Raw genomic sequence first — 25,966 nt, forward strand, 5'->3', positions numbered from 1 at the left:
CGCCCCCGTCCCAGCGCCCTGAACAGCAGCGATCACCGCCCGAAACCCGAAACCGCCGTCAACTTGTGAAACTCAGGGTAGAAGTCGGCATGTGTCGGGCGCGGGGCCGGCGGGCAGGAGCTGCGTCACGCCCGTGCCGCCCCGGTACTGGATCGGCGGATACCCCTGCGCAACCCATGCGGAGTTGAAGCGGTCGAGCTGGTCGGTGATCTGCGACCGGTGCCGATTCGGGGTACACTCGTAGGCACTTGGTTTCTCGTCGATTGCGCCACCGTTGCCCGCGGTGGCCTTTCGCATTTCAGACACGACTCACGCACCCCGCTTAGCGGTAGCAAGGGGGCGCAGTAGGGCGTCGAGCTCGTCCAGGTCAACGCGGAGCATCCGGGGGCCGAACCGGTACCCGGTGATACGGCCGGCGCTTATGTAGCGGCGGATCGTCGAGTGATGCACGCCGTATTCGACGGCGGCATCTGTGATGGAGGATAGGCGGCGTTGCGCCTTATTGGCAGGCACGGGAAGGAACCCCTCCTCAGGGATTCGCCCGGCTCACCACCTACCGGAGTTTCGCCATTCGATGGCGGGAACTTGAGAACAAATTAGCACACGTATGCGAACAAGTGCACGCCGATCTTTACAGGAGCACGGTCGTGCCGTGCTCATTCACCCTGAGGTCCGCCTCGATCTGACGATGCGTGTACGGCAGGTTCGTTGAGTGCGGGCATTGAAAGTAGGTAATGAACTGCCCGTACTCCGGATGCAGAACCCCAACGTACGGATGTGGCCCGCTTCCGAGCGAGTCCATATTCCGAGTGGTCCGCCACACGTCCGGCCGATTGACATACCCAATTAACACCCCCCGCGGGGTTTTGATGATGTGCGCCAACGCACAACGCTTGATCGCACACCGGTATGTCAGCGCGACATGGCCCCGCCCAGTCGGGCTGTTAACCATAGCCTCGTAAATTGGCAGCAGTTCCGCTTGACGGTGCTCGATTTCCTCGAGCGGGATAGCTGAAAAGTCAATCATGCGTTTCCCTCAATCATCTTGGACATGCGAGCGGCGATCTCGGCGTCACGGCCGGTCGCAGCGTGCTGGTAACGCATGCTCATGGTCGGCGTCGTGTGGCCCAACCTCGACATGAGCTCCTTAGTAGTGGCACCGGCGCGGGCAGCGAGCACGGCGCCCTGGTGCCGTAGGTCGTGGAACCGGAGCGTGGGCCGGTCGATGGATTCGGCCGCGGCCTTGAACGTGCGGCGTAGCGTCCACTCGTCGAGTACCCCGTCAGCCTTACCGACGAACAGCAACGAATCCCGTCCTCTGCCGACATGCCGGTCTAAGTGGTCCACAACGGCAGACACAATGTGCGGAGGCACGGTCACGTCACGAACACCGGCGGCCGTCTTAGGCGTTGAGAACACCGGCCGCGACTGGATGAACGTCACCCCCCGGCGCACATAGACCTCGGTCCCGTCCGGCGCTACGTCCCGGCGGCGGAGAGCCAGCACCTCCCCACGCCGTAGACCACACCATGCGGCCAGCAGCACCACGAGGCGAATCTCGTGGGGCATCGCGGCGGCGAGGCGGTCCAAGTCCCCGGCGGGTAGTACCTCGATCTCGTGCACCCGCTTTGCTTGGGATGCCCCACGGATGCGGCAGGGGTTCGCCTCGATCAGTCCGTCGTCAACGGCGGTTCCCAGGATGGTTCGCAGTAGCGCGTAGCAGTGGGCGTTGCGGGTGGTCCCGCTACGGTCCCGGCCGCCGTTCGGCGCGGATGGTGTCGCCACGAGAGCGGCGTACCAGCGGCGCACCACGGCCGGGGTGATCGCAGTCAGCTCGAGGTCCCCAAGTTCGGGCAGGATGCGCGTCTCGAGCTTGGACCGGTACGCGGTGCGGGTCGATGGCTTCAGGTTGCGTTCCTCGAGCCAGGTTCGGGCGTAGTCGGCCAGGACCACGGCCGGGGCCTGATCCTGCGCTTTGAGCCGGTCGGCCGGCGGGGTCCACACGTCGAGGTCGATCAGGCGGCGTTCGTGGGCGCACCATGCGGCGGCGTCGTCGTGGGCGTGGAACGTCGCCGGGGCAAGGTGTTTCGCTCCGTCTGGGCCTACGTAGTGGGCCTGATAGCGACCTGACGGCAGTTTGCGGATCGCCCCGAACCCGCGCCTGGTGCCCCGTTTGTTACCCACCGTGGCCCCCTCGTGCGACTCGCATGCAAGACCAGTGCGGTCCCGTACTCACTCATGCTATCGTATGCGCAAGAGGCGAAAACGTCTCTGACCAGCACAAGGAACTATCGCCGCAGGTCACGGCCAGCAAACCGGGCTGGTTCCCGAAGGGTTCGAATCCTCTCGGGGGCGCTCTCATTTCTGCTGGTCAGACGGTGCGCCATGACGGCGGGCCTCAGCCCCCCGACGCCTCCCGCAACCGCCCGAGCAACGGCTCGGCGGCCTCGGAGAGGAACCGGTCGAGCGTGGAGTCGCCGATCTGGATGAGCGCCACGTCGGTGTAGCCGGCCTCCCAGCAGGGGCGCACCTTCTCGACGATCGCGTCGAGGTCCGGCCCGCACGCCAGCTGCTCGGCAACGTCATCGGGACGCACGAACTGGGTGGCGCCGGCGAATCCGGCGGTGGTGGGCAGGTCTGCGTTCACGGCCCAGCCGCCGGCGAACCAGCGGAACTGGTCGTGTGCGCGCTCGACGGCGGCCTTCTCAGAGTCCGGGTCCCACGAGATCGGGATCTGGGCGATCGCCCGGGCGCCGTCGCCGATACGCCGCTTGCCGTCCAGCGCGTTCCAGCCGGCGATGTGGTCGGGGTTCGGTTCGGTGGCGATGAGGTGGTCGCCAAGCGGGCCGAGCCGCTCGACGGCCTTCTCCCCACCGGCGGCCACGCCGATCGGTACGCGAGTCTCCGGCAGGTCCCAGAGCCGGGCGGAGTCGACGCGGTAGTGCTCGCCGGAGTAGGTGACGAGCCCGCCGTCGAAGAGCTCGCGGATGATCTCCAGCGCCTCGACGGTCATCTCGTGCCGCTCGTCGAGCGAGGGCCAGCCCCGCCCCACCACGTGCTCGTTGAGGTTCTCGCCGGAGCCGATGCCAAGCAGGAAGCGTCCGTCGGCCATGATCTGCACCGTCGCGGCCTTCTGGGCCACCACCGCCGGGTGGTAGCGCAGGATCGGGCAGGTGACGTACGTGCACAGGTCCACGCGCTCGGTCACGTGGGCCACGGCGCCCAGGACGCTCCACACGTACGGGGCGTGGCCCTGCGAGGCCAGCCACGGGAAGTAGTGGTCGGAGGCCACCTCGAAGTCGAACCCCGCCTGCTCCGCGGCGGCGGCGTACCGGACGAGCTCCTTGGGGCCGGACTGCTCGGTCATGAGGGTGTAGCCGAATCGGGTCATGTGCCCCAGCGTGCGCTCGATCACCAAGCGTCGCAAACGGTTGCGGGACCGGCGCGGGCCGGGGACGGTCGGGCACATGACCCCTGCCGATCTGCCCACCGCCTCCCCCCGCGCCCTGCTCCTCGACGTGGACGGCACGCTCGTCGACTCCACCTACGTGCACGTCTCGACGTGGGCCCGCGCCCTCGCCGAGGCGCGCGCACCGGTGCCGCACGTGGAGGTGCACCGGCGGATCGGCAAGGACGGCTCGACCCTCGTCGCCGAGCTGCTCGAGGTGGCAGGAGTGGAGGGCGACGACGAGGTGCGCGATCGCGTGGCGGGACGCGCCAAGGATCTCCACGACGAGTACTACGCCGACGCCGCCGACTCCCTGCGGCTCCTGCCCGGGGCCCGCGATCTCGTGCGCGGCGCCAAGGAGGCCGGCTGGATCACGGTGCTGGCCACGTCGGCCCCGCCGTCGGAGTTCCGCCACGCGCGCGCACTCCTCGACGTCGACGACCACGTGGACGCCGTCACCACCGGCGAGGACGTGGACACCGCCAAGCCCGACCCCACGGTGGTGGCGATCGCGCTCGAGCGGGCGGGGGTCGAGGCGGAGCACGCGGTCATGGTGGGTGACGCGACGTGGGACGCGATCGCGGCCGGGAAGCTGGGGATCCGCTCGATCGCGGTCCGCACCGGCGGGATCGGCGACGACGAGCTGCGCGCCGCCGGCTACGCCGAGATCGCCGACGACGCGGCCGGCGTACTCGCCCTCCTCGGCCGGCTATGAGGCCGGGACTCCTCCCCGCGGGCCTTCCCAGGCGGGTTTCGCTTCAGAACTGTCGAGTCCCCCGCCGGTTATGCATCCTTTGCGCGCGCAAACGGATGCACAACTCGGACCGAGCGCGCGCGAACGGATGCACAACCCGGACAGAGCGCGCTCCTCACTCGGCGGCGGTGTCGCGGCCCTCGCGCCACGTCGCGGTGGCCTCGTCGCGCGTCGGGGTGCGGACGGGCAGCAGGAGCAGCAGTCCGACGAGCAGCACGAGCCCGATGCCGGCGATGCCGGCGCGGTCGGCGTCGAACGCCCAGGCGAACAGCCCGAACAGCGCGGGCGCGAGGAACGAGACCGCGCGGCCGGTGGTGGCGTAGAGGCCGAACATCTGGCCGTCGCGGTCGGCGGGAGCCAGGCGAGCCAGGAACGACCGCGACGCCGACTGCGCCGGGCCCACGAAGAGGCACAGGGCCAGACCGAACACCCAGAACATGGCCGTGCCGTCCACGAACAATAGGACGCCCATCGTCACGAGCATCGCCAGCAACGAGGCCACGATCACGGCTTTGGGACCCAGGTGGTCATCGGCGTACCCGGCCGCCAGCGCCCCCAGCGCGGCGACGACGTTGGCGGCGACGCCAAAGATGAGGACGTCCCCGGAGTCCAGCCCGTACACGGCCACGGCGAGAATCGCGCCGAAGGTGAACACGCCCGCCAGGCCGTCCCGGAAGATCGCGCTGGCGATAAGGAACTTCACCGTGCGGGGATCACGCCGCCAGAGGTCCTTGAGGTCGCGGAAGAGGATGCGGTACGACTCGCGCAAGCCCATCTCGTCGTCGTCACCCCCGGAGGCCCTACCCCGCGCGGCGTGGATCTCGGGCACGGACCGCAGCACGGGCAGGGCGAACACGGCGAACCACACGGCGGCGAGCAGGCAGACCAGACGGATGTTGAGGCCTCCGTCGGTGGGTATACCGAGCAGGCCGCGGGTGTCGCCGTCGCCGGAGATGAAGCCGACGAACGCACCGAGCAGCAGGAAGATGCCGCCGAAGTAACCCATGGCCCAGCCGTAGCCGGAGACGCGGCCGACGGTGGACGGGGTGGAGACCTGCCGCAGCATGGCGAAGTAGGAGACCTCGGCGAACTCGAAGGTGATCGAGCCGATCGCGAGCAGTGCCAGGCCCACGAAGAACCACGGGTAGGGCGAGTCGGCGTCGACGAGGAACATCGCGGCGGTGAGCGCCACGGTGAGGTAGGTCCATACGGCCAGAGATCGCTTGCGGCGTCCCCCGCGGTCGGCGCGCTGGCCCATGACGGGGGCGGTGAGCGCGATGACCAGGCCCGCCACCGCGATCGCAACGGACAGCCAGGTGGCGGCGGACAGGGGCCCGTCGAGGTCGGCGCCGACGGCATCGGTGAGGTAGACGGAGAAGACGAACGTCACGATGACCGCATTGAACGCCGCCGAGCCCCAGTCCCACATGGCCCAGGCGGTGACCTGGCCGCGGGTGGCGGGGGCACGGGAAGCCGCGCCGGGGCCGGGTGACGACGACGAGGTCGCGGACTCGGAGGACGAAGGCGTCGGATCGGGGGCACTCACAGTGCTCACGCTAGCCGGGGGCCGTCGTCGCGTCGGCAACTCGGGGTGGGCGTCTCACTGCTGCGCATGACGGCGCGTACCGAGTAGACCGTGTCCCCGTGTCCGGTCCGGGGCAACGCCGACCATGCCCTCGTCGCGGTCACCCTTACCCCTCCCCCGCAGCCCGCCGGTAGGCTCCCCGGAGGCCCCTACCACCACGAGCCCCGAGGACGCCCCATGTCGCTACCCCTGCCCACCGCGTCGAACCGCGCCGTCGTGACCGGCGCCTCTTCCGGCATCGGCATGGCGCTGGCCACCGAGCTGGCCCGGCGCGGACACTCGCTCATCGTGGTGGCGCGCCGCGGCGAGGTTCTCGACGAGCTCAAGGCCCGGCTCGAGGCGCAGTACCGGGTGACCGTGGAGGTCCGCGCCGTGGACCTGGCCGACCCCGCGCGCCGCGCACCGCTGCTCGAGGAGCTGGCCGGGCGCGAGGTCTCGATCCTGTGCAACAACGCCGGCGTGGCCACCTTCGGACCGTTGGCCGCCCTGGACTTCGACTACGAGAAGGCCCAGGTCCAGGTCAACGCCGTGGCCTGCCACGACCTCATCCTGGCCGTCCTACCCGGCATGGTCTCGCGCGGCACCGGCGCGATCCTCAACGTGGGTTCCGCCGCCGGCAACATGCCCATCCCCAACAACGCCACCTACGCCGCCACCAAGGCGTTCCTCAACACCTTCTCCGAGTCGCTGCGCGGCGAGCTCAAGGGGACCGGCGTGCACGTGACGCTGCTGGCCCCCGGCCCGGTGCGCACCGAGGAGATCGCCGAGGAGGACAAGACGTTCGTCGACCGGATCGTCCCCGACCGCCTCTGGGTGGACACCGACTACACCGCGCGAGTCTCGCTCGACGCGCTGGCCAAGAACAAGATGCGTGTGGTGCCGGGGCCGTTGAGTCAGGCGATGTCCGTGGCCGGCAACTACACTCCGCGCGGGCTCATGGCGCCGATCGTCGGGAAGTTCTACGCCAAGCTCGGCGAGGGCCAGGCCGGAGCCTGATATCACCGTGGCGACCGCCGCCGGGAGCGCGTACCGAAGATGCTGCGGCTGATCTCGCGTCCGGCGGCCGACGCCGCCGAGCGCAGGAACGAGCGCACCGCCGGGTTGGACATGGCCTTGGAGACGAACGACTCGTCGTCGGGGCCGTGACCGGAGCCGCCTCTCGGCCGGCCACCGCCGACCCGCGCGTCCATCCGGGCCTCGGACTGGGCCTGTGCGGCCTGCTGGGCGGCGAGTTCGGCGTCCACCGCCGCCTGCTCGGCGGCTGCAGCCTTGGCCTGCAGCTTCTCGAACGCGGACACGGGGTCCACGGTCGCGCCGTACTTGGTGTAGAGCTCGGAGGCGCGCGCCTGCTGCGAGATCGAGGTCTCGCCGATCGTGTCCATGAGCGAGCGCGGCGGCGTCATGAGCGTCCACGCGACAGGTGTAGGGGCGCCACGCTCGCTCAACACGGTGACGATCGCCTCGCCCGTGCCCAGCGAGGTGAGGGCGGACTCGAGGTCGTAGAACTCCGACGTCGGGTACGTCTTGACGGTCCTGCTCAGCGCCTTCTGGTCCTCGGGGGTGAACGCGCGCAGGGCGTGCTGGATGCGAGCGCCGAGCTGCGAGAGCACGTCCTTGGGGATGTCCGTGGGCTGCTGCGAGCAGAAGTACACGCCCACTCCCTTGGAGCGGATGAGCTTGACCGTCTGCACGACCTGCTCGAGGAACGCCTTGGAGGCATCGGCGAACAGCAGGTGGGCCTCGTCGAAGATGAACACGAGCTCCGGCTTCTCCACGTCGCCCTTCTCGGGCAGTTCCTGGAACAGCTCGGCGAGGATCCACATGAGGAAGGTGGAGAACAGTGCCGGCCGCGCCGCCTGGTCGCCGAGCTCTACAGCCGTGATGACGCCGCGCGCGCCGTCGCGGCGCATGAGGTCGGCCGGTTCGAGCTCGGGGTCGCCGAAGAACGTGTCGCCGCCGGCGGCCTCGAGGTTGACCAGCGCACGCAGGATCACCCCGGCCGTGGCCGAGGAGACGCCGCCGATGCCCTTGAGGTCGGACTTGCCTTCGTCCGAGGTGAGGTGCTGGATGACCGCGCGCAGGTCCTTGAGGTCGTACAGCTCCAGGCCCTGCTGGTCGGCCCAGTGGAAGATCAGCCCGAGCGTGGACTCCTGCGTGGCGTTGAGGCCCAGCACCTTGGCCAGCAGGATCGGCCCGAAACTCGTGATGGTGGCGCGGACCGGCACGCCCACGCCCTCCGTTCCAAGTGAGACGAACTCTACGGGGTAGCCCTCGGGCGCCCAGTCGACGCCGGTGCGCGTGGCGCGGTCGGTGATCGCGTCGTTGGGCTCGCCGGGCGCGCCCAGGCCGGAGAGGTCGCCCTTGATGTCGGCGACGACGACGGGGACACCGTTCGCCGAGAGCTGTTCGATGAACAGCTGGAGCGTCTTGGTCTTGCCCGTGCCGGTGGCGCCGGCGATGAGGCCGTGCCGGTTGACCATGCTCAGCGGCAGCGCGACCTTCGCAGTGGGATCCGCCTCGCCGTCGACCATCACCGAGCCGAGGGTGACTGCCCCGCCCTCCGTCGCGTAGCCGGCGGCGATCTGGCGGGCGGGTGTCTCAGTCATGCGGGATCTCCTGGGGGCGGGACGGCGGGCACGTCGGCTTATAGTCGAATGATGCCAGAGCAGACCCCCGCTCCGAACTCAACGGCTCCCGCGTCCTCACCGACGCCGCACCAGGAGTCCAAGAACGACCGCATCGTGTGGATCGACTGCGAGATGACCGGCCTCGACACCTCCTCCGACGCGCTGGTGGAGATCGCGGCGTTGGTCACCGACTCCGAGCTCAACGTGCTCGGCGAGGGCGTGGACATCGTCATCCACGCCTCCGACGCCCAGCTCGACGCGATGCTGCCGGTGGTGCGCGACATGCACGCTTCGTCAGGGCTCACCGAGGAGATCCGCCGCTCCACCGTCACCGTGGCCGAGGCCGAGAAGCAGGTGCTGGAGTACGTGCGGCGGTGGGTGCCCGTCTCGCGGACCGCTCCCCTGGCCGGCAACTCGATCGGCACCGACCGCGGCTTCATCGCCCGCGACATGCCCGAGCTCAACGACTACCTGCACTACAGGATGATCGACGTGAGCTCGATCAAGGAACTGTGCCGCCGCTGGTACCCGCGTATCTACTTCGGCCAGCCCGAGAAGGGCATGAGCCACCGCGCGCTGGCCGACATCAAGGAGTCGATCCGCGAGCTCGAGTACTACCGGGCGACGGCCTTCGTTCCGCAGCCCGGGCCGACCTCCGACGAGGTCAAGGCCGCCGCGGAGAAGCTGCCGGCGATCGACTGACCCTCCGGCCGCAGCCCCGGGATTTCGTCGCTCGGCCCCTCACCGGGTAGCATCGTGGGCGCTGTTCGCGAGAGCGGCGATGGTGGCTGTAGTTCAGCTGGTAGAGCACCAGGTTGTGATCCTGGGTGTCGCGGGTTCGAGTCCCGTCAGCCACCCCGAGAAGATCAGGGCCCGAACCTCACGGTTCGGGCCCTGATCTCGTCTGCGGGCGCCGACGCTGCCCCACTGCCCCGCTGCCCCGCTGCCCCGCTGCCCCGAAATCGGCGACTCCGCTGCTGAATCCGCAGCCCCCACATGCCTCGCCGATTCAACGATGGAGTCGCCGATTTCGTCAGGCCGGCCACACCCCCGCGCCACGCAATATAGGGTCCGCGCGGATCCGCCTGCCCCCGTCCGCATCTCCCCGAGAGGAGTGACGTGATGTCCACGCTCGACCTGCTGCTCGCGGTGGTCGGCGCCCTCGGCGTGGTGATCGTCGCGATCTCCGCGCGCCTGCACCAGTGGCCGCTGTCCGAGCCGCTCATCGCACTCGTCGCGGGCGTCCTGCTAGGCCCGGCCGTCACCGGGATCCTCGACCTGCCCGAACTCACCGCCGAGCCCTCGCTCCTGCAGCACGGCGCCGAGGTCCTCCTGGCGATCTCCGTGATGGGCGTCGCACTGCGCTACCCTTTCTCGGCGCTGCGCACGCACTGGAAGTCGCTGGCGCTGCTCATCGTGGTGGTGATGCCGGCGATGGCCCTCGTGTCCGCGGGCCTGGCGATGTGGCTGCTCGGCACGTCCTTCGCGCTGGCGCTGCTGTTCGGCGCCGCGGTCTGCCCCACGGACCCGGTGCTCGCCTCCAGCGCGGTGACCGGCGAGGGCGCCGAGGAGGACCTGCCGGAGCGCGACCGCCAGATCCTCTCCCTGGAGTCCGGGGCCAACGACGGCCTCGCTCTGCCGCTGGTGCTGCTCGCGCTCGCCGTCGCGGGGTCGCTCTCCACGGGCGAGGCCGCCCTCGACACCGCGTGGCAGGTCCTCGGTGCGCTCGTCGTGGGCATCGCGAGCGGCGTCCTGGCCGCCAAGGCGCTCCACCTCGCGCAGCGTCACAAGTCCACCGAGGAGGGGCCGACGCTGCTCTACACCGTCCTGCTCGCCCTGTTGGTCCTGGGCGTGTGCGGGCTCGCCGACCTCAACGGCGTCTTCGGCGCCTTCGTTGCCGGCCTCGCCTACAACGTGGTGAGTACCGGCGCCGAGCGCGAGACCGAGGTCCAGATCGACGAGGCCGTCAACCAGTTCGCCGTCCTGCCGTTCTTCGTGGTCCTCGGCGCCACGATCCCGTGGGCCGAGTGGGGCGCGCTCGGCTGGACCGGCGTCGCGCTCGCCGTGGCGGTACTGGTGCTCCGCCGCCTGCCGCTCGTCCTCGCCCTGGCGCGGCCGCTGGGCATGCCGCTGCACAGCGCGGCGTTCCTCGGGTGGTTCGGGCCCGTCGGCGTGGCCGCGGTGTTCTACCTGACGATGGAGGCCGAGTACGGCAGCGAGCACCCACAGATCCTCGCCGCGGGCTCGCTCGTCGTGGTGGCGAGTACCCTGGCCCACGGCCTGTCGTCGGCGCCCGGCCGCGCATTGTTCCGGAGGGTCGAACGGGCCCGGGCCCGCTGAGCCCTGGCACGCTGAGCCCGGCCGCGCCTACCAGCGGTTCCGCGACTCCTCGGCCCAGCCCACGAGCCCGTCGAGGCTCACCTCGCGGCCGTCGTCGAGGATGCCGGTGCCGTGCCACTCGCCGAACGCCTGGTGCGTGCGCACGGCCAGCACGCCCAGCTCGGTGATCGCCCGGCGGCGGTGGAACGGCGTGAGCACGGCGTCGATCCGCTCTCCGCGCACGTGCCAGCGCGCGCCGGCGTCGGAGAGGTCGTAGTCCCAGGTCAGGTCCTCGCCGATCTTGTGCATCCGCCCGTCCACGAGCAGCCCGTTCTCGGTGCAGCCGGTGCCGTCGGTCCACCGGCCGCCCACCTGGATCGCGCGTGTCGAGCCATCCACCACGCCGCTGCCGGCGCCCCAGTTCCAGATGTTGGCCCAGCGCCAGCGGCCGCGCCCGCGGTCGAGCACCGCCCACCCTCTACCGATGTCGTGGGTGGTGCCGTTGATCGTGATCGACCCGGTGACAGGGTTGGCGAGGTCCTTGAGCGTGTACTGGAAGTGGCGCGCGCTCCACGGGACGACGACGGCGAGGGCGTCGTGCGCCGGTCTGCGGACCTCCGCCTCGACCGCGATCCCGCGGCCCTCCGCGTGCAGCGACGTGAGCCCGGGTCGGTCCTCGACGCCCACCGTCACCGTCCCGCCGCCGAGTCCGGCGGCCAGCCAGGCCGAGCCGTCACCCGGGGCGTCGCCCAGGCGCGGGTGTCCGGCCGGTGCCACGCCGTCGCGGGCGATTTCCTCGCCGGTCGCCCGGTCGAACACGTAGAGGCCGGCCAGCGCGAGGTAGTCCAGGCCCGCGACGGTCAGGCCGATCACCCAGCGGTCGGTGACGATCCCCCAGTACTCCCACCGCTTGGTCCGGCCCCAGCCGGAGATCGCGGTGCGGTGCAGCGGGATGCGCGACCACCCCACCGCCGCCGGGTTGAGGCGCGCCCCGTGGGCGAGGTCGACGGGCTCGGTGATCTCGTGCTCGGTGTGCGCGAACTCCGCGCCGGGCCGGGGATGCTCCATGGGGGCCACTCTTCCAGGCCGGCCGGCGTGCCGCCGGGGGGACCTATGCCGCGTCCGCGTTGCCTGCCTTCCACGTCTCCCACGGGACGTTCCAGTCGCCCAGGCCGTCCCAGCCCGGGAGGGTGCCTCCGCTGGTGCCGGACACCTCGAAGATGTCGCCGCGCTTGGCGTTCTCGTAGAACCACGCCGCGTCGGAGGTCGTCACGTTGAGGCATCCGTGGCTGACGTTCTGGCTGCCCTGCGCCCACACCGACCACGGGGCCGCATGGAGGAAGATGCCGCTATAGGACATCCGCGTGGCGTACTGCACCGGCGTCCGGTAGCCGTCGGGCGAGTCCACGGAAACGCCGTAGGTCGAGGAGTCCATGACCATCGAGGCCAGCTTCTCGCCGATGATGTAGGTGCCGTTGGGGGTCGGGGTCCCCGCCTTGCCCATCGACGTGGGCATGGTCTTGACCACCTCACCGTTGCGCTCCACCACGATCTGCTTGGTGGAGTCGTCCACCCGTGAGATCACCGCGTCGCCGATGCTGAAGCTGCTGCGCGCGTCTTCCTGGCCGTACATCCCGTCGCCGAGGTCCTTGCCGTAGATGTCCACGTGCACGTCGATCTCCGTGCCGGGCTCCCAGTACTCGGCGGGCCGCCAGCGGACCTCCTGGTTGGACACCCAGTAGAAGGCGCCCTCCACGGCGGGCTCGGTGGTGATGTGGATGTTCTCCTGCGCGGCCCGACGATCGGAGATCGGCTCGTCGAACATGATCGCCACCGGCTGGCCGATACCCACCACGGCGTCCTGGCCCACGGTGAGGTAGGCGGCCGTCATGATCCGGGGCGTCATGGTGGAGAAGCGGGAGATCTTCTTGGTGAACAGCCCCTCGCCGTCCACGGCCGTCGACTCGAGGGTGTACTCGCGGCCGTAGCCGAGCTCCTCGGTGTTGCGCCACTCGGTGCGGTCCTCGTTGAACTCGCCCTCGACGGGCACACCCTCGGGGTTGAGCAGCGTGACCTCGGTGAGCTCGCCCTCTGCGGCGGTCAGCACCACCGGATCGACGGGATTGGCGTCGTCCGAGCCGTCCGCCACCGAGACGTCGATGACGGCCGAGGGGACCGGCTCCGCCTTGGACTCGCCCGACCCGCCACCCACCTCGCCGATCGTGCAGCCCGTCAGCGCCAGGGCGCCGGCGAGGACGGCGGCGACGGCGAGCCTGCGACCGGACCGCGCACCGGCCCGCTGCCGCCTCGTCCACACCACGTCGCCTGCAAACACCAAAGAACCCCTTCGCCTCTCACGTCGAGTCCCCCGGCCGCGCGGGCCGGCGGGACGATTCCCCCATTATGCCCGGTAGGCCCGTCAGGTTCCATATCGATTCGGGCACGGCGACGGCGTCACCATCGTCGCCACTCCCCCGCCGGACCTGCCGATTTCGTGATGGGCCCGGCAGCCTGTTACTGTTTCTCTCGCACCGGGCGCCATTAGCTCAATTGGCAGAGCAGCTGACTCTTAATCAGCGGGTTCGGGGTTCGAGTCCCTGATGGCGCACAACGAGTCGAGAACAACGAAGAGGCCCTCCCGTTCGGGAGGGCCTCTTCGTCGTCGTCGGTCCCCGGGCTCCCGAGGCGCGCCCGCGTCAGGCGCGCTTTGCCGCCAGGTACGCCTCGATGCGCTGGCGCTCCTTGCGCTTGTTGATGGTCGAGATGGTCACGCCGCCCACGACCAGGGCGGCGATCCCGCCGAGCACGGCGAGGACTTTGGGGTCCGTGAGCGCCGCGGTGGCCTTGACCTTGCCCTCCGCGGCGAGGTTCTTGGGGTTGACCCGGTCGATGATCTCGTCCAAGGTCGTCGCGAGATCGTCGCGCGCCTTCGCGATATCGCCTTCGATGCTGTCGTAGCTCCTGGACACGAGACCTCCGTCGAATCGCTCGTCGTCCCGCCCGTGGCGGGTGGTTGACCCCGCCCACGCTAGCGCACCCGACCGCGATCCGCGCCCGCGCGCCGGTGCATCGGATAAGTTGGGATGGTCCGCCGCTTCCGACGAGCCTTCCGCGAGAGGAGCCCAGGTGAGCACAGCACGGCTCGAGGTGGGCCAGACCGCCCCCGCCTTCACCCTCCCCGACGCCGACGGCACGCCCACCTCCCTCGCCGATCTCCTCGCCGAGCACGGCCGTGTCCTCGTCTACGTCTACCCGGCCGCCATGACCCCGGGCTGCACCACCGAGACGGTCGACTTCCAGGACGCCCTTCCCACCCTGGCCGAGGCCGGGATCGGCGTGGTGGGCCTGTCCCCCGACTCCCCCGAGAAGCTCACGCGCTTCCGGGACAAGTACGGGATCACGTTCCCGCTGCTGTCCGACCCGGACAAGGCCGTGCTCACCGAGTGGGGCGCCTTCGGCGAGAAGAAGAACTACGGCAAGACCGTGATGGGCGTAATCCGCTCGACGTTCGTCGTGGACTCCGACGGCACGCTCTCCCTGGCCCGGTACAACGTCCGCGCCAAGGGGCACGCGGCGATGGTCGCCAAGCTGCTCGGCGTGGAACTGCCCGACCGCGCGGAGGGCTGAGCTTCCCCATGAGCAGCGGACGCCCCGACGCCGAGGAGACCCCGCAGGAGTCCGTCCAGGACGGGCCGGACATCCTGGTCCCCCGCCGTCGCCCGATCCAGGAGCGCAGCCGCCGCAAGTTCGAGGCGCTGCTCACCGCCGCGCGCAGCGTCCTGGTGGAGGTGGGCTTCGACTCGTTCACCTGCGAGGAGGTGGCCTCGCGGGCCGGGGTGCCGATCGGCACGCTGTACCAGTTCTTCGCCAACAAGTACGTCCTCGTGTGCGAGCTCGACCGGCAGGACGCCCACGGCGTGATCGAGGAGCTCGAGCGCTTCGCGCAGAAGATCCCCGCGCTGGACTGGCCGGAGCTGCTCAACGACTTCCTCGACCACCTGGCCGACCTGTGGCAGGGAGACCCCTCGCGCCGCGCGGTGTGGCTGGCCACCCAGGCCACGCCCTCGACCCGCGCCACCGCCGCCGTCAACGAGCGCGAGCTGGCCTCGATGGTCGCCAGCGTCCTGGCCCCGCTCACCCCGGCCACCGACCGGCAGCGCCGCGCCTTCATGGCCGAGGTGCTGGTCCACGTGGCCTACTCGATGCTCAACTTCTCGGTGACGGTCTCCGGCTCGGCCTCGTCCGCGGAGGGCGAGGACCTCCACGACGCGACCGTCACCGAGCTCAAGCGGATGCTCACCGCATACCTGTGGCTCGCCGAGCGCGAGGCCGCCGCCCAGGACTGACCCGCCCAGGCGAGGCCGGGACGGAGCGCCGGAGCTCAGGCCTCGAGGACCACAAAGGCGACGGCCACGTCGCCGTCATGACTCAGGGACACGTGCCAGCGCGCGCCCACCCCCACCGTGGCCGCAACCTGCCGGGCCACCTCGCCGCCGAGGCGGACCGACGGCCGGCCCCACGCGTCGCACACGGTCTCGATCTCGGACCAGCGCATCAGGTCCGGCGGGATCGGGGGCGGCGTGCCGTAGAGCGCGGCGGACCACGCCTTGACCACGGCTTCCTTCACGGCCCAGCGGCCGGCGAGATGGCGGGCGAGGTCGGCGTCGCCGCCACCCGCGCCACCCGCGCCGCCCCCGCCCGCGCCCCGCCCGGCCGCGCGTTCGCGGCACTGGCGGCGCTCGGTGGCGGAGAAGGCGCCGGCGAAGCGGGTGCCCGGCTCGGCCAGGGACGCGGCGAAGGCGTCGAGGTCGACCGTGTCGACCCCGACGCCCCGCACGCCGCCGGTCACGCCCGGCCTCACTCGCCCCCGGGTGCGGCGAGCACGCCGTCGTCGTCGATCCGGGCGGCCGGGTCGAGCAGGACCGCGGCCTCGCGCTCCTTGACCGCGTCGGCCGAGCCCTCGCCGAGGCGACGCGCCTCCGGACGGGTGTAGAGGGACTCGCCACCGTACATGGCGGCCACCCGGCGCCGGGCGCCGGCGTGCTCGCGCTCGAGCGCGACGCCGCGGACACGCTCGGACTCCTCGTCGCCGAGCTGCGCCGCCACGGCGCGGTGGAACGCCTCGGGATGTGTCACCGCGATGAGGCCGGACACGTGGCCGAAGCCCAGCGAGGTGAGCAGGCCGGCCCGCAGCGGCATCGCACCGCCGAGCTGCAGCGGCTCGCGCAGCCACACCAGGTGCCGGTGGCGGTCCAGGACGTCGTCCACGCAGTCCAGGGCGCGGTTCGGGGGCAGCGTCCCCGAGCGCAGCATCTGGGTGAGGCCGATGAGCTGGAACGCCGCGGCGCCACCCTTGGCATGCCCGGTGAGCGTCTTCTGCGACACCACGAACAGCGGGTTCCCGTCCGAGCGGCCGATCGACGCCGCGAGTCGCTCGTGCAGGTCGGACTCGTTGGGGTCGTTGGCCTTGGTCGAGGTGTCGTGCTTACTCACCACGGCCAGGTCGTCGGCGGTCAGGCCCAGGGCCTTGAGCCCGCGCGCCAGCGGCGACCGCTCCCCGCCACGGCCGGCGGACAGGGCACCCAGGCCCGGGGCCGGGATCGACGTGTGCGCGCCGTCGGCGTACGAGCCGGCCCACGCCACCACGCCGAGGACCGGCAGGCCCATGCGCGCCGCGACGTCGCCGCGGGCGAGCAGGATCGTGCCGCCGCCCTGCGACTCCACGAACCCGCCGCGCCGGCGGTCGTTGGCCCGGCTGTAGTGGCGCTCGTCGATGCCCTTGGCCGCCATGGCCGCCGAGTCCGCGGTGGCGGACATGTCGGCGAAGCCCTGGATGCCCTCGATGGACAGGTCGTCGAACCCGCCGGCCACCACGAACTCGGCCTTGCCGGCGCGGATCTTGTCGAAGCCCTCCTCGACGGACACGGCCGTGGTGGCGCAGGCCGCCACCGGGTGGACCATCGCGCCGTAGCCGCCCACGTAGGACTGCATGACGTGCGCGGCCACCACGTTGGGCAGCGCCTCCTGCAGCGTGTCGTTGGCGCGCGACCGACCCAGGAGCCCGTCGATGTAGAGCGAGCGCATGCTGGTCATGCCGCCCATGCCGGTGCCCTGGGTGTTGGCGACGTCGGCCGGATGGACGTGGGCGAGCAGCTCCGCCGGGGTGAAGCCCGAGGAGATGAACGCGTCCACGGTGGCCACGAGGTTCCACGCGGCCACGCGGTCCATGCCCGAGGCCATGTCGGCCGGGATGCCCCACGCGGTGGGGTCGAAGCCGGTCGGGATCTGGCCGCCCACCACGCGGGTGAGCGTGGTGCGGCGCGGCACGCGGATCTCGGTGCCGGCCCTGCGGGTCACCACCCAGTCGCCGGAAGCATCGTGCGTGACGACCGTGTTCTCCGGGTCGGCCTCGAGGTAGGCGCGGGCCTGGGCCTCGTCGTCCACCACAAAGGTGAGGTCCTCCGGCAGGAACACCGAGGTCAGCAGCGGCGCCTCGCCCGCGAACATCTCCGCGCCGGCGTCGTCGGCGTAGCGGCGCACGCCCACGCGGGCCAGGACCTCCTCGCCGAAGCGCTCGGCGATGTCGGCCTCGTCGATCGGCTCACCCGTCGCGGTGACGGTCCAGCCGGCCCGCGGCGAGTCCTCCCAGGTGATGAGGCCGGTCGACCAGGCGAGCTCCACCACGCCGGCGGCGCTGAGCTCACCGGAGGTCTCCACCTCGAAGCGGGTGCGGGCGCTGCCGTAGGGGCCGACCTCGCCGGCGCCCACGATCACGACCATGTCCTCGAGGTCCTGCGTGACCTCGCCCCACTCGGGGCGTTCGTCGGCCACCACGGCGGGCGGCGACGGCAGCGCGGCGATGGTGCCCTCCGCTGCGTCCTCCTCGACGTCCGTCGAGGTCGCCGGGCGGTCGGCGGCCAGGGCCGACATGTCGAGGTCGGCCGTGCCGAGCCCGCCGGTGAGATCGACGGTGACGGGGCCGTCGCCGGCCGCGTCGCGGAAGTCCGGCGTGCACCAGCGCAGCAGCTCGGCGGCCATCTCGGCGGTGGACCAGGTGCTCACGCCGGCGGCCTCGACGGCCTCGACCAGCGGGTCGTTGTGGCCCATGAGCCCGGTGCCGCGGACCCAGCCGATGATCGCGTGGACAAAGGTCACGCGCTCAGACCAGGACTTCTCCGAGCCCCACTTGGCGATCATGGCGTCGAGCGCGGCCTTGGCCTCGCCGTAGGCACCGTCGCCGCCGAAGATGCCGCGGTTGGGCGAGCCCGGCAGCACCACGTGCAGGCGGGAGTCCACGTCGGTGTCGGCGCCGATCGCGCCGAGCCCGGCCACGAGCTTCTCCACGCTCCACAGCAGGACGCGCATCTCGGTCTCGGCCCGCGGGCCGGCGTCGGCCATCGAGCCCTGGACGCGCGGGGCGGCGAAGGGGAACAGCAGCGTCGGTGTGAGCGCCGGCTTGAGCACGGTGGTCTGCCCGCCCATGCTCTCGGCGTGCTCGCTGCCCACCCACTCGACGAGAGCGTCCACGTCGGAGTACGAGGTGAGGTTGGCCGGCAGCACCCACAGGGCCGCACCGCCGCGGGCGTGCGTGCGGTAGAGGTCCTTGAAGAAGGCCAGCTTGCGCGCGTCCAGGCTCGAGGTGGTGGCCACGACGGTGGCCCCGCCCGCGAGGAGACGTCCGGTGACGGCCGCGGCGATGGAGCCCTTGCCGGCGCCGGTGACGACGGCGACGTCGGAGGCGTACTCGCCGGCGAACTCCTCGGCGGCGGCCTCGCCGATCGCCCGGAAGGCGTCCGCGTGGGCGTCGCGCCGCGCGTCCGTGGCCCGGCCGGCCCACCAATGGGCCTGCTCGGCGACGATCGCGCCGGCGCCGCGGAACGACTCGGCCGCGTCGGCCGGCACGTCGGTCCGGGTCCACAGGCGGGCCAGGTCCTCGCGGGCCGAGGCCCAGCGGTCGTCCAGGAGGACGGCGCGGTCCGCGTCGAAGGCCGGCGCCACCACGCGGCGCCAGTCCGAGCCCAGCTCGGCGGCCACGAGGTCCGCGAGCTCGGCGTCCGGGTCGGCCTCGGCGAGGAGGTCCACGGCGTCGGGCTCGAGGTGGCCCAGGCGGGTGAGGATCGTCCGCGCGGTCTGGGCGAGCACGCCGTCGGCGCCGGTGACGCCCTCGGCGAACTCGTCGAGGGCCGCGGAGTCCACGACCCCGCCGCCGCCCGCCCCGGAGGCCGGCTTGGCCACGGCCACGCCGTTGGCGGAACCCACCGCCTGCACGGCGGCGTCGATGAGCGCGTCGAGCGCGGCCACGTCCTTGACGCCGGACGCGTCGAGCGTCGCGAGGTCGCCGCCGCGAATCGAGGCGCCGTCGCGGGTGCCCAGGGCGATCTCGGCCGTGACGTGCTGCGCCCAGCCGGGGCCCAGCTCCCAGGTGTCGGTGACGCGCTCGGCGATGTACGAGGCGCGCTTGCCGGAGCGGCCGAGCACGGCGCGCAGGGCCTCGCCCACCGCGTCGGACAGGACCGGACCGAAAGGCGCGTAGCCGCGGGCCAGGCGCGAGACCTGGTCGGACAGCGTCGGGAAGTCGGCCTCCGCCGCGCCGTCGATCGCGCCCAGGCTCAGCTCCGTGCCCAGGTCCAGCAGCAGCTGGTTGCGGCGCGAGGAGACGCCGTCGCACAGCGTCTCGATGGAGTCGCCGCCGGCGATCTGCTCCGGCCGGACCTTGGTGCGCAGGGCCACCAGCATGCGGGTGGCCTCGGGGGCGCCGAAGTCCAGGTCGTCCGGGCGCGGGGCGCCGGGAGCGGCCTCTGCGGGCGTAGTGGATCGGTCCGCACCGGCCGTGCCGGGGGTGTTGACGGCCGGTGCGGGGTCTGTGGGGGCCGCTTCGGCAGAGCCGGCGGCCGGGGTGGCGGACGCCTCGTCGGCCGGGGCGGCCGGGGCATCCGTGGAGGCGGAGGTGTCCTCGTCGTCGTCGACACTGGGCGGCAGGGTGCCGTACAGGGCCGCGGAGTCGCGCTCCACGTTGAGCACCTGGGCGCGGGGGCCGCGGTGCGTGGGCAGGTCGAGGGTCTTGGAGGCGAGGTTCGCCACGGTCGGCGCGTTGGCCACGCCCACCTCGACAAAGGCCTCCACGCCGAGTCCGCCGCGCTCCACCGGGGTGAAGAGCAGCTCCTGGGTCTCGATCCAGCGGACCGGGCTGGCGAACTGCCAGGCCAGCAGCTCCACGAGCAGCAGGCGGCCCAGGCGGACCGGGGTGGCGGCCCACGCGTCCCAGTTGGCGAGCACCTCGGCGAGGGACTCGGCCGGCACGAGGTCGGCGATCTCCTGCACGAAGTCGCGGTCCAGGGTGAACAGGCGCGGCACGAGGTTGGGGATGTACCGGCCCACGAGCACCGAGATGTCGATGTCGTGCGGGATCAGCGCGTCGAGGGTGGCCCGGAAGTCCGGGACGCCGCCGCGCAGGACGGTGGAGTGGAAGGGCACGTCGATGCCGGGGACCAGGATGAAGGCGTTCTTGCCACCGGAGATCTCCAGCTCGCGCTCGACGGCCTTCTCCAGGGCCTCGCAACCTGCGACCGTGCCGGCCAGCGCGTACTGCGAGCCGGCGAGGTTGTAGTTGACGATCTCGAGGAACTCGCCCGATTCGCGGGCTACACCCGCCACCCACTCGGCCACCTCGGCATCGGAGATGCCCATCTGCGACGGGCGGATGGCGGCCATGCGGTAGTCCGACCGGCCGTGGGCGTCCCGCGGGACCAACTGGTGCATGGTCGAGCCACGCTGGAACACGATCTCCAGCAGGGGCTCGAGCTCGAGCACACCGGAGATGGCGGCCAGGGCGTCGTACTCGCCGATCGAGTGGCCTGCGAAGTAGGCGTCGTCGATGAACAGCCCGTCGGCCTCGAGCTCGGCGCGCTGTGCCACCGCGAGGCACGCCATGGCGACCTGGGTGAACTGCGTCAGGTAGAGGACGCCGTCGGGGTGCCGGTGGACGGTGCCGCGGACGGTCACCTCGGTGGGGTTCTCGCGCACGATCGACAGGATCGAGAAGCCCAGTGCCTCGCGGGTGTGCTTGTCGGCGCGGTCCCAGATCTCGCGGGCGGCCGGGCAGCGCGTGCGGCCCTCCATGCCCATTCCCTTGGCCTGGATGCCCTGGCCGGGGAAGGCGTAGACGGTGCGCGGGGCCTCGGTGAGGGCGGTGGCGGCCATGACGGTGGCGCCGTCCACGGTGCAGGTGACCTCGAGGACCTGGCCGCCGGCGTGGCGGCCGGTCTGGACGGCGCGCACGGCGATGTGGTCGCCCGGGCGGACCGGGGCGAGCATGCGGGCGGTCCAGCCCGCGATCCGCAGCGCGGGGGTCTTCCCGTCGGAGGCCTGCACCGCGTGCTGCGCGGCGGCGGAGAGCCACATGCCGTGGACGATCACGCCGCCCAGGCCCGCGAGCTCGGCCGCGGTGTCGGAGACGTGGATCGGGTTGTGGTCGCCGGAGACCAGCGCGAACGCGGTCATGTCATGCGGCGCCACCAGCGTGGTGGACACGCGGGTCTGTCGGGTGGTCTCGGCCGGACTCACGGCCTCGCCGTGGGCGTCGGTGAGCGCGCCGCCGACCGGGCGGGGGTCGCCCACCTCGGCGCGGCCGGTGCGGCCGCGAATGGCGAACCGCTCGGTGAGGGTGCACAAGGCGGTGTCGGCGCCGTCGGAGCCGAGCGTGGAGACCTCGACGGCCACCTCGACGACGCGGCCCAGGTCGGTGTCGCGCACCGCGCCGGACCGGGCGACGACGACGAGGTCGGCGGCCTCGGAGGGCAGAGCCGCGTGCATGCGGACCCCGTGGTCGAGGTGAACCAGGTCGAGCAGGCCCTCGACCACGGTCCCGGCTCCCGACGGGCGTCGGGTCTCGCCGAGCACGGCGAAGACGGCCGGCCAGGCGGCCCCGACGAGCGCGTCCGGCACGCCCGCCGAGGGAGCGAGGCCGGTGGGCAGGCTGCCGGCGGTGACGCCGGCGTGGTCGGTGGCGAGGGTGGGGTCAAAGGCGAAGCGAGCTCGGGCCACGCCGCCGACGACCTCGGGCAGCGAGTCGATGGTCGCTCCCCCGGCGCCGCCGCGGCCGACGCCGGCGGCGGTGCGCAGGAGCGTGCGCATGGCGGCCTCGGCGTGGGAGTCCGTGACGACCGGAGCGGCGCCGGTGGCCACCGCCGGGCCGAGGGTGAGGGTGATGGTCATCTCGGCGCGTCCGATCGGGACGACGAGGTCCACGGTCGCGCCGTCGGCGGACGGGGTGAGCACCGCGCCGGAGACCGGGTGGCGGCCAACGCCGTCGGCTCCGATCTCCCAGGCGTGCAGGACACCCAGGCGGTGGACGGGACTCACGACCAGGCGGCCGGCCCACTCGACGTCGGGCGCGTTGAGCACGTCGGCGACCGGGCCCTGCGCGGCGGTGACGGCGCCGCGGCGGCGGCCGGACACCTGCTCCACGGCGGGCAGGTAGCCGCGGACGCGGTCGGCGGTGGCGGACTCGAAGCGGTCGAGCAGCTCACCCACCGGCTCGTCCACCCGGGTGATGCCGGCAACGGAGGTGGTGCCGGGGATCACGCACACGGCGTCGGCGTCGTAGCGGGCGTCGTGGGCCTGCCACAGCGAGTCGGAGCGCCACCAGCGGCGCACGTCACCGTCGATCACCGGGACGAACGGCACGGGCTTGCCGGGCATGCGACAGATGTCGAGGAACTCGGCGGCGTCGGCCGGGTGGAGGGTGACGGTGCCCAGCTCGGGGTAGCGCGCGGCGAGAGCTGCCACCACGTCGGCGGGACGCTCCATCTGCACGGGCTCCGGGAACGCGGAGACGATGCGGCCGGTGTCCACCGGGTCGAGGCGGGCCTCGGTGCGCTGCACCATGCGGTGGAAGCGGTCGCGGATCGTGGGGTCGAGCCACACGGAGCGGGTGCCGTCGGCCACGTCGGCGGAGAAGTCGCCGCCCACGTCGAAGCCGTTGCCGTCGCGCGAGACGCAGCCGTCAGCCGAGGCGCCGGGGGCCAGCGAGAGCTCGATGAATCGGCAGAGCCACTGTTCGTAGGTCATGGTCTCGAGGTCGCCGAAGTACGGCTTGGCGGTGCCGTCGATCGCGGCGACGATCTCGTCGCGGCGGGCGGCCACGGCCTCGGCGTCACCCGCGACCTCGTCGAGCAGGCGGCCGGTGCGGGCGGCGGTGTTGTCGATCTCGTGGATGTCGGCGCCCAGCTGGCTGCGGCCCGAGGCCATGCCGCCCTCGGCCTGGCCGGCGCCCACCCAGTGGTCCACGCCCTCGGTGTCCACGAGCAGCTGCTTGACCTGCGGGCTGGTGGTGGCCTCGAGAGTCGCCATGGCGGCGGTGCCCACGAGGATGCCGTCGACCGGCATGGCCGGGTAGCCGTGGGCGTTGGCCCACGAGCCGGTGAGGTAGTCGGCGGCCCGCTCGGGGGTGCCGATGCCGCCGCCCACGCAGAGCACGACGTTGGGCCGGTCGCGCAGGGTGCCGTAGGTGGCCAGCAGGAGGTCGTCGAGGTCCTCCCACGAGTGGTGGCCGCCGGCGCGGCCGCCCTCGACCTGGACGATGACGGGCATGTGGGGCACCTCGGCGGCGATCCGCACGACCTGGCGGATCTGCGCGACGGTGCCGGGCTTGAAGCTCACGTGGCGCAGGCCGGCCTCGGTGAGCTCCTCGATCAGCGCGATGGATTCCTCGAGTTCGGGGATGCCGGCGGTGACGATCACGCCGTCGAACGGGATGCCCGCGGCGCGGGCCTTCTGCACGAGGCGCTTGCCGCCCACCTGGAGCTTCCACAGGTAGGGGTCGAGGAAGAGCGAGTTGAACTGGACGCTGCGGCCCGGCTCGAGCAGCTCGGCGAGGCGCTCGGTGTTCTCGGCGAAGATCGCCTCGGAGACCTGGCCGCCGCCGGCGAGCTCGGCCCAGTGGCCGGCGTTGGCGGCCGCGGCGACGATCGCCGGGTCCACGGTGGTGGGGGTCATACCTGCGAGCAGGATCGGCGAGCAGCCGGTGAGGCGGGTGAAGGACGTCTCGACGTGGACGCTGCCGTCGGGCAGCTCGACGAGCTGCGGCTGGTAGGCGGTCCACGGCCGCTCGACTGCCGGGGCGGCGCCCGGGGTGAAGAGGTTGCGCAGGCCGCCGCGGGTGGCGGCGGCCACCACGCCGACGCCCTGGCCGCGGACCACCGACCGGTTGAGGCGGGTCAGCGCCTCGCCCGGGCCCATGTCGAGGATCCACTCGGCGCCGGCCTCGAGGGTGTGCGCCATCTCCTCGACCCAGTCGACGGGGTCGGTGAAGACCTCGCGGGCCAGCGTGGCCGCGCGGTCGGCGTCGAGCCCGCAGCGGGCCGCCCAGCCGGCCACCACGTCGATGGCGGGCGCCATGCCCGGGTGGTGGAAACCCACCTCGACGTCGAGGGGGTCGAAGACGGGGGCGAAGACCTCGCCGCCGGTGAGCTTGGCCTCGCGACGGCGACGCGACTCCGCCTCGAGGTCGGCGCAGTGGCGGCGCAGCTCCTCGAGGTCATCGGGGCGGCCCACCACGACGTGGCGGCGCTGCGCGTTGCGGATGGACACCGACGGGCGCAGCGCGGGGTCGGCGTCGGCGAAGAGTTCGTCGACGATCGCGCGCAGGGCGTCGCCGTCGATGCCCGTCACGCCGACCATCGGGCTCACGCCGCCGCGGCGGAACAGGCCCACGCGGCGGCCGACGAGGGTCGCGGCGGCGCCGATGAGCTCGGCCACGGCGAGGAGGCGGTCGTCGATCGAGCCGAAGGTCACTACGGACTCCACGGCCAGCACGCCCTGGGAATGGCCCACGACGGCGGCGGGGACCGCGTCGTCCACGTCGAGCCCCTCCGCGCCGAGCGCGCGCACGGCGCCGATCTGGGTGAGCAGCACGGCCGGCAGGGACACCGCGGCCGAGGAGAGCGAGGCGTCGTCGGGCAGGTCGGCGTCGTCCTCGTCCTCACCGGTCGTGGTGTTGGCCCACTCGATGGGCCGGAAGCCGTGGGTGCGGACCACGGCGATCTCGTCGTGCACCGGCTCGGTGAGCGCGACGGAGGCGTCGACGAGCGACTGGAGTTCGGGGCCGAGACCCGTGCCGTCGATGAGGTCGCTCAGCGCGTCGCGCCACGCGATCCCCTGGCCACCGAAGGCCAGAGCGTACGCGGTACCCGCCCGCAGCTCGTCGGCGAGCGCCCGGGTGGGGCGGGGGGCGGCGGTGCGCCCGGTCTCGGTCGAGCGCTGGCTGAGGTCGCGGTCGTCGATCGTCACGGTGTGGAGCTCCTTGGCGTCTGCGGCGAGCCGGTCGGTTCAGACCCGGCGATGCGGACAGAGTGCCACAGAAACCTGAGGAGCCCCTCACCTTGAAGTCGGACATCCGGCAACTCCACAGGGCGCGGGACCGACCATTCCCGTGATGTCCATCACATTTCGGAGCTGACGGTTTCCTCATCTTCACAGGTGAGGAGCGCCTCAGGTTCCATCGCGGACCCGTTACCGAATCGTTACCAAGTTTTCAGGCCGAACGGCGCGGATGGGGCGCGTCGTGACCCGGCCGAGACCCGGCGGCCGGTGCGTGCGGAAGGGGCGGTCAGGCGCCGCAGCGCAGGACGTTCATCTGCTCCACGTCGAGACCCTCGACGGGGCACAGGTCCGCGGACAGGCGCCGCGGCCCCGACGTCCACTCGACGTGCGCCGTGCGGACCGGGTCGCCGAACGTCACCGTGACGAGGCCACCGAGGCCCGGCGTCTCGTCCGGGGCCAGGGCGCCGGCGCCGACCGTCTCGATATCCGTCACCTCGGCGACGGTCGCCTCCCCCGGCGCGGGGACGAGGCGGAGCTGGAGCCGGGTGCCGTCGAACGCCCCGACCCACGAGGCGAACGTGCCCGTGCCGTCGTCACGAAGATCGAGGGCGCGGCCGTGGGCGAACCAGGACCCGGTCTCCCGGACCACGTCGGCGGGCGCGAGGACCCCGGCCGCGGCGCCGAGGGCCGCTCCGGTGGCTGGCGCGTCGGCGACCGGCGTCGCGGTCACGACGGGCGCGCCACCCAGGGCCGTGGCGACCGCAGCCGCGACGACGACCCGACCCAGGTTCCGACCTGCACCGACGATGTTCATACCTTCACTCTAGTCTCACTCGTCACAAAACGGGTCGCGCCCAATGCGTCGATTAGGTCACCAAATGGCAACCCGCCGACTAGAAATAGGAAGTTGC

At 72.0% G+C, this 25,966-nt stretch carries 18 protein-coding genes and 2 tRNA genes; 8 read left to right on the forward strand and 12 right to left on the reverse strand.

What is annotated here, in order from left to right:
* Positions 1-72: 72 nt before the first annotated feature.
* The 4 genes from ACH0BZ_RS09800 to ACH0BZ_RS09815 form a co-directional block, all read right to left on the reverse strand.
* On the reverse strand, positions 73-306 hold the full coding sequence (locus ACH0BZ_RS09800) for a hypothetical protein (protein WP_406898061.1): 234 nt from the start codon (positions 304-306) through the stop codon (positions 73-75).
* A 3-nt stretch (positions 307-309) separates the two neighbouring features.
* A complete protein-coding gene (locus ACH0BZ_RS09805; RefSeq protein ID WP_406898062.1) occupies positions 310-513 on the reverse strand; it encodes a helix-turn-helix domain-containing protein in 204 nt (67 codons plus the stop codon).
* Positions 514-1,023: 510 nt separating this feature from the next.
* On the reverse strand, positions 1,024-2,184 hold the full coding sequence (locus ACH0BZ_RS09810) for a tyrosine-type recombinase/integrase (RefSeq protein ID WP_406898063.1): 1,161 nt from the start codon (positions 2,182-2,184) through the stop codon (positions 1,024-1,026).
* A 214-nt stretch (positions 2,185-2,398) separates the two neighbouring features.
* The gene (locus ACH0BZ_RS09815) at positions 2,399-3,391 is read right to left on the reverse strand and encodes a TIGR03557 family F420-dependent LLM class oxidoreductase (RefSeq protein ID WP_406898064.1); all 993 of its coding nucleotides are present in this window, start codon (positions 3,389-3,391) and stop codon (positions 2,399-2,401) included.
* Between the two features lie 76 nt (positions 3,392-3,467).
* On the opposite strand from ACH0BZ_RS09815, the gene ACH0BZ_RS09820 reads away from it, so the two are divergent.
* Positions 3,468-4,163 (forward strand): HAD family hydrolase, encoded by a 696-nt coding sequence (locus ACH0BZ_RS09820; RefSeq protein ID WP_406898065.1) that lies wholly within the window; start codon positions 3,468-3,470, stop codon positions 4,161-4,163.
* A 154-nt stretch (positions 4,164-4,317) separates the two neighbouring features.
* On the opposite strand, the gene ACH0BZ_RS09825 is transcribed toward ACH0BZ_RS09820, so the two are convergent.
* Entirely contained in the window at positions 4,318-5,631 is a 1,314-nt protein-coding gene (locus ACH0BZ_RS09825; protein ID WP_406898307.1) for an MFS transporter, read from the reverse strand.
* A gap of 333 nt (positions 5,632-5,964) precedes the next feature.
* Between ACH0BZ_RS09825 and cmrA the strand changes: the two genes are divergently transcribed.
* Positions 5,965-6,783: a mycolate reductase gene (gene cmrA, locus ACH0BZ_RS09830; RefSeq protein WP_406898066.1), complete on the forward strand. Its 819-nt coding sequence runs from the start codon at positions 5,965-5,967 to the stop codon at positions 6,781-6,783.
* Positions 6,784-6,785: 2 nt separating this feature from the next.
* Here the strand turns inward: cmrA and ACH0BZ_RS09835 are convergent, their stop codons facing one another.
* On the reverse strand, positions 6,786-8,393 hold the full coding sequence (locus ACH0BZ_RS09835) for a helicase HerA-like domain-containing protein (protein ID WP_406898067.1): 1,608 nt from the start codon (positions 8,391-8,393) through the stop codon (positions 6,786-6,788).
* A 51-nt stretch (positions 8,394-8,444) separates the two neighbouring features.
* Between ACH0BZ_RS09835 and orn the strand changes: the two genes are divergently transcribed.
* The 3 genes from orn to ACH0BZ_RS09850 all read left to right on the forward strand — a co-directional run bounded on the left by orn (position 8,445) and on the right by ACH0BZ_RS09850 (position 10,754).
* Positions 8,445-9,116 (forward strand): oligoribonuclease, encoded by a 672-nt coding sequence (orn, locus tag ACH0BZ_RS09840; RefSeq protein WP_406898068.1) that lies wholly within the window; start codon positions 8,445-8,447, stop codon positions 9,114-9,116.
* A gap of 82 nt (positions 9,117-9,198) precedes the next feature.
* Positions 9,199-9,271, forward strand: a tRNA-His gene (locus tag ACH0BZ_RS09845).
* Between the two features lie 265 nt (positions 9,272-9,536).
* Positions 9,537-10,754, forward strand: coding sequence for a cation:proton antiporter (locus tag ACH0BZ_RS09850; RefSeq protein WP_406898071.1), 1,218 nt, complete (start codon positions 9,537-9,539; stop codon positions 10,752-10,754).
* A gap of 27 nt (positions 10,755-10,781) precedes the next feature.
* On the opposite strand, the gene ACH0BZ_RS09855 is transcribed toward ACH0BZ_RS09850, so the two are convergent.
* Both ACH0BZ_RS09855 and ACH0BZ_RS09860 read right to left on the reverse strand, forming a co-directional pair.
* Complete coding sequence (locus ACH0BZ_RS09855) at positions 10,782-11,801, reverse strand: DUF2804 domain-containing protein (protein WP_406898073.1); 1,020 nt, start codon at positions 11,799-11,801, stop codon at positions 10,782-10,784.
* Positions 11,802-11,844: 43 nt separating this feature from the next.
* Entirely contained in the window at positions 11,845-13,068 is a 1,224-nt protein-coding gene (locus tag ACH0BZ_RS09860; RefSeq protein ID WP_406898074.1) for an Ig-like domain-containing protein, read from the reverse strand.
* Between the two features lie 200 nt (positions 13,069-13,268).
* On the opposite strand from ACH0BZ_RS09860, the gene ACH0BZ_RS09865 reads away from it, so the two are divergent.
* A tRNA-Lys gene (locus ACH0BZ_RS09865) sits at positions 13,269-13,341 on the forward strand.
* Positions 13,342-13,429: 88 nt separating this feature from the next.
* Here ACH0BZ_RS09865 and ACH0BZ_RS09870 read toward each other — a convergent pair.
* Entirely contained in the window at positions 13,430-13,702 is a 273-nt protein-coding gene (locus ACH0BZ_RS09870) for a DUF3618 domain-containing protein (RefSeq protein ID WP_406898075.1), read from the reverse strand.
* Positions 13,703-13,859: 157 nt separating this feature from the next.
* Between ACH0BZ_RS09870 and ACH0BZ_RS09875 the strand changes: the two genes are divergently transcribed.
* Together ACH0BZ_RS09875 and ACH0BZ_RS09880 are read left to right on the forward strand one after the other, a co-directional pair.
* A complete protein-coding gene (locus tag ACH0BZ_RS09875) occupies positions 13,860-14,360 on the forward strand; it encodes a peroxiredoxin (RefSeq protein WP_406898077.1) in 501 nt (166 codons plus the stop codon).
* Between the two features lie 8 nt (positions 14,361-14,368).
* Complete coding sequence (locus ACH0BZ_RS09880; RefSeq protein WP_406898078.1) at positions 14,369-15,079, forward strand: TetR family transcriptional regulator; 711 nt, start codon at positions 14,369-14,371, stop codon at positions 15,077-15,079.
* A gap of 35 nt (positions 15,080-15,114) precedes the next feature.
* Here the strand turns inward: ACH0BZ_RS09880 and ACH0BZ_RS09885 are convergent, their stop codons facing one another.
* From ACH0BZ_RS09885 to ACH0BZ_RS09895, 3 genes are all read right to left on the reverse strand, one after another.
* Entirely contained in the window at positions 15,115-15,582 is a 468-nt protein-coding gene (locus tag ACH0BZ_RS09885) for a holo-ACP synthase (protein ID WP_406898079.1), read from the reverse strand.
* Between the two features lie 8 nt (positions 15,583-15,590).
* Positions 15,591-25,022 (reverse strand): fatty acid synthase subunit beta domain-containing protein, encoded by a 9,432-nt coding sequence (locus ACH0BZ_RS09890; protein WP_406898080.1) that lies wholly within the window; start codon positions 25,020-25,022, stop codon positions 15,591-15,593.
* A gap of 319 nt (positions 25,023-25,341) precedes the next feature.
* On the reverse strand, positions 25,342-25,869 hold the full coding sequence (locus ACH0BZ_RS09895) for a hypothetical protein (protein WP_406898081.1): 528 nt from the start codon (positions 25,867-25,869) through the stop codon (positions 25,342-25,344).
* Positions 25,870-25,966: the final 97 nt, after the last annotated feature.

Origin of the sequence: Dietzia sp. 179-F 9C3 NHS, from assembly GCF_045369825.1 — a bacterium.
Taxonomy (GTDB): domain Bacteria; phylum Actinomycetota; class Actinomycetes; order Mycobacteriales; family Mycobacteriaceae; genus Dietzia.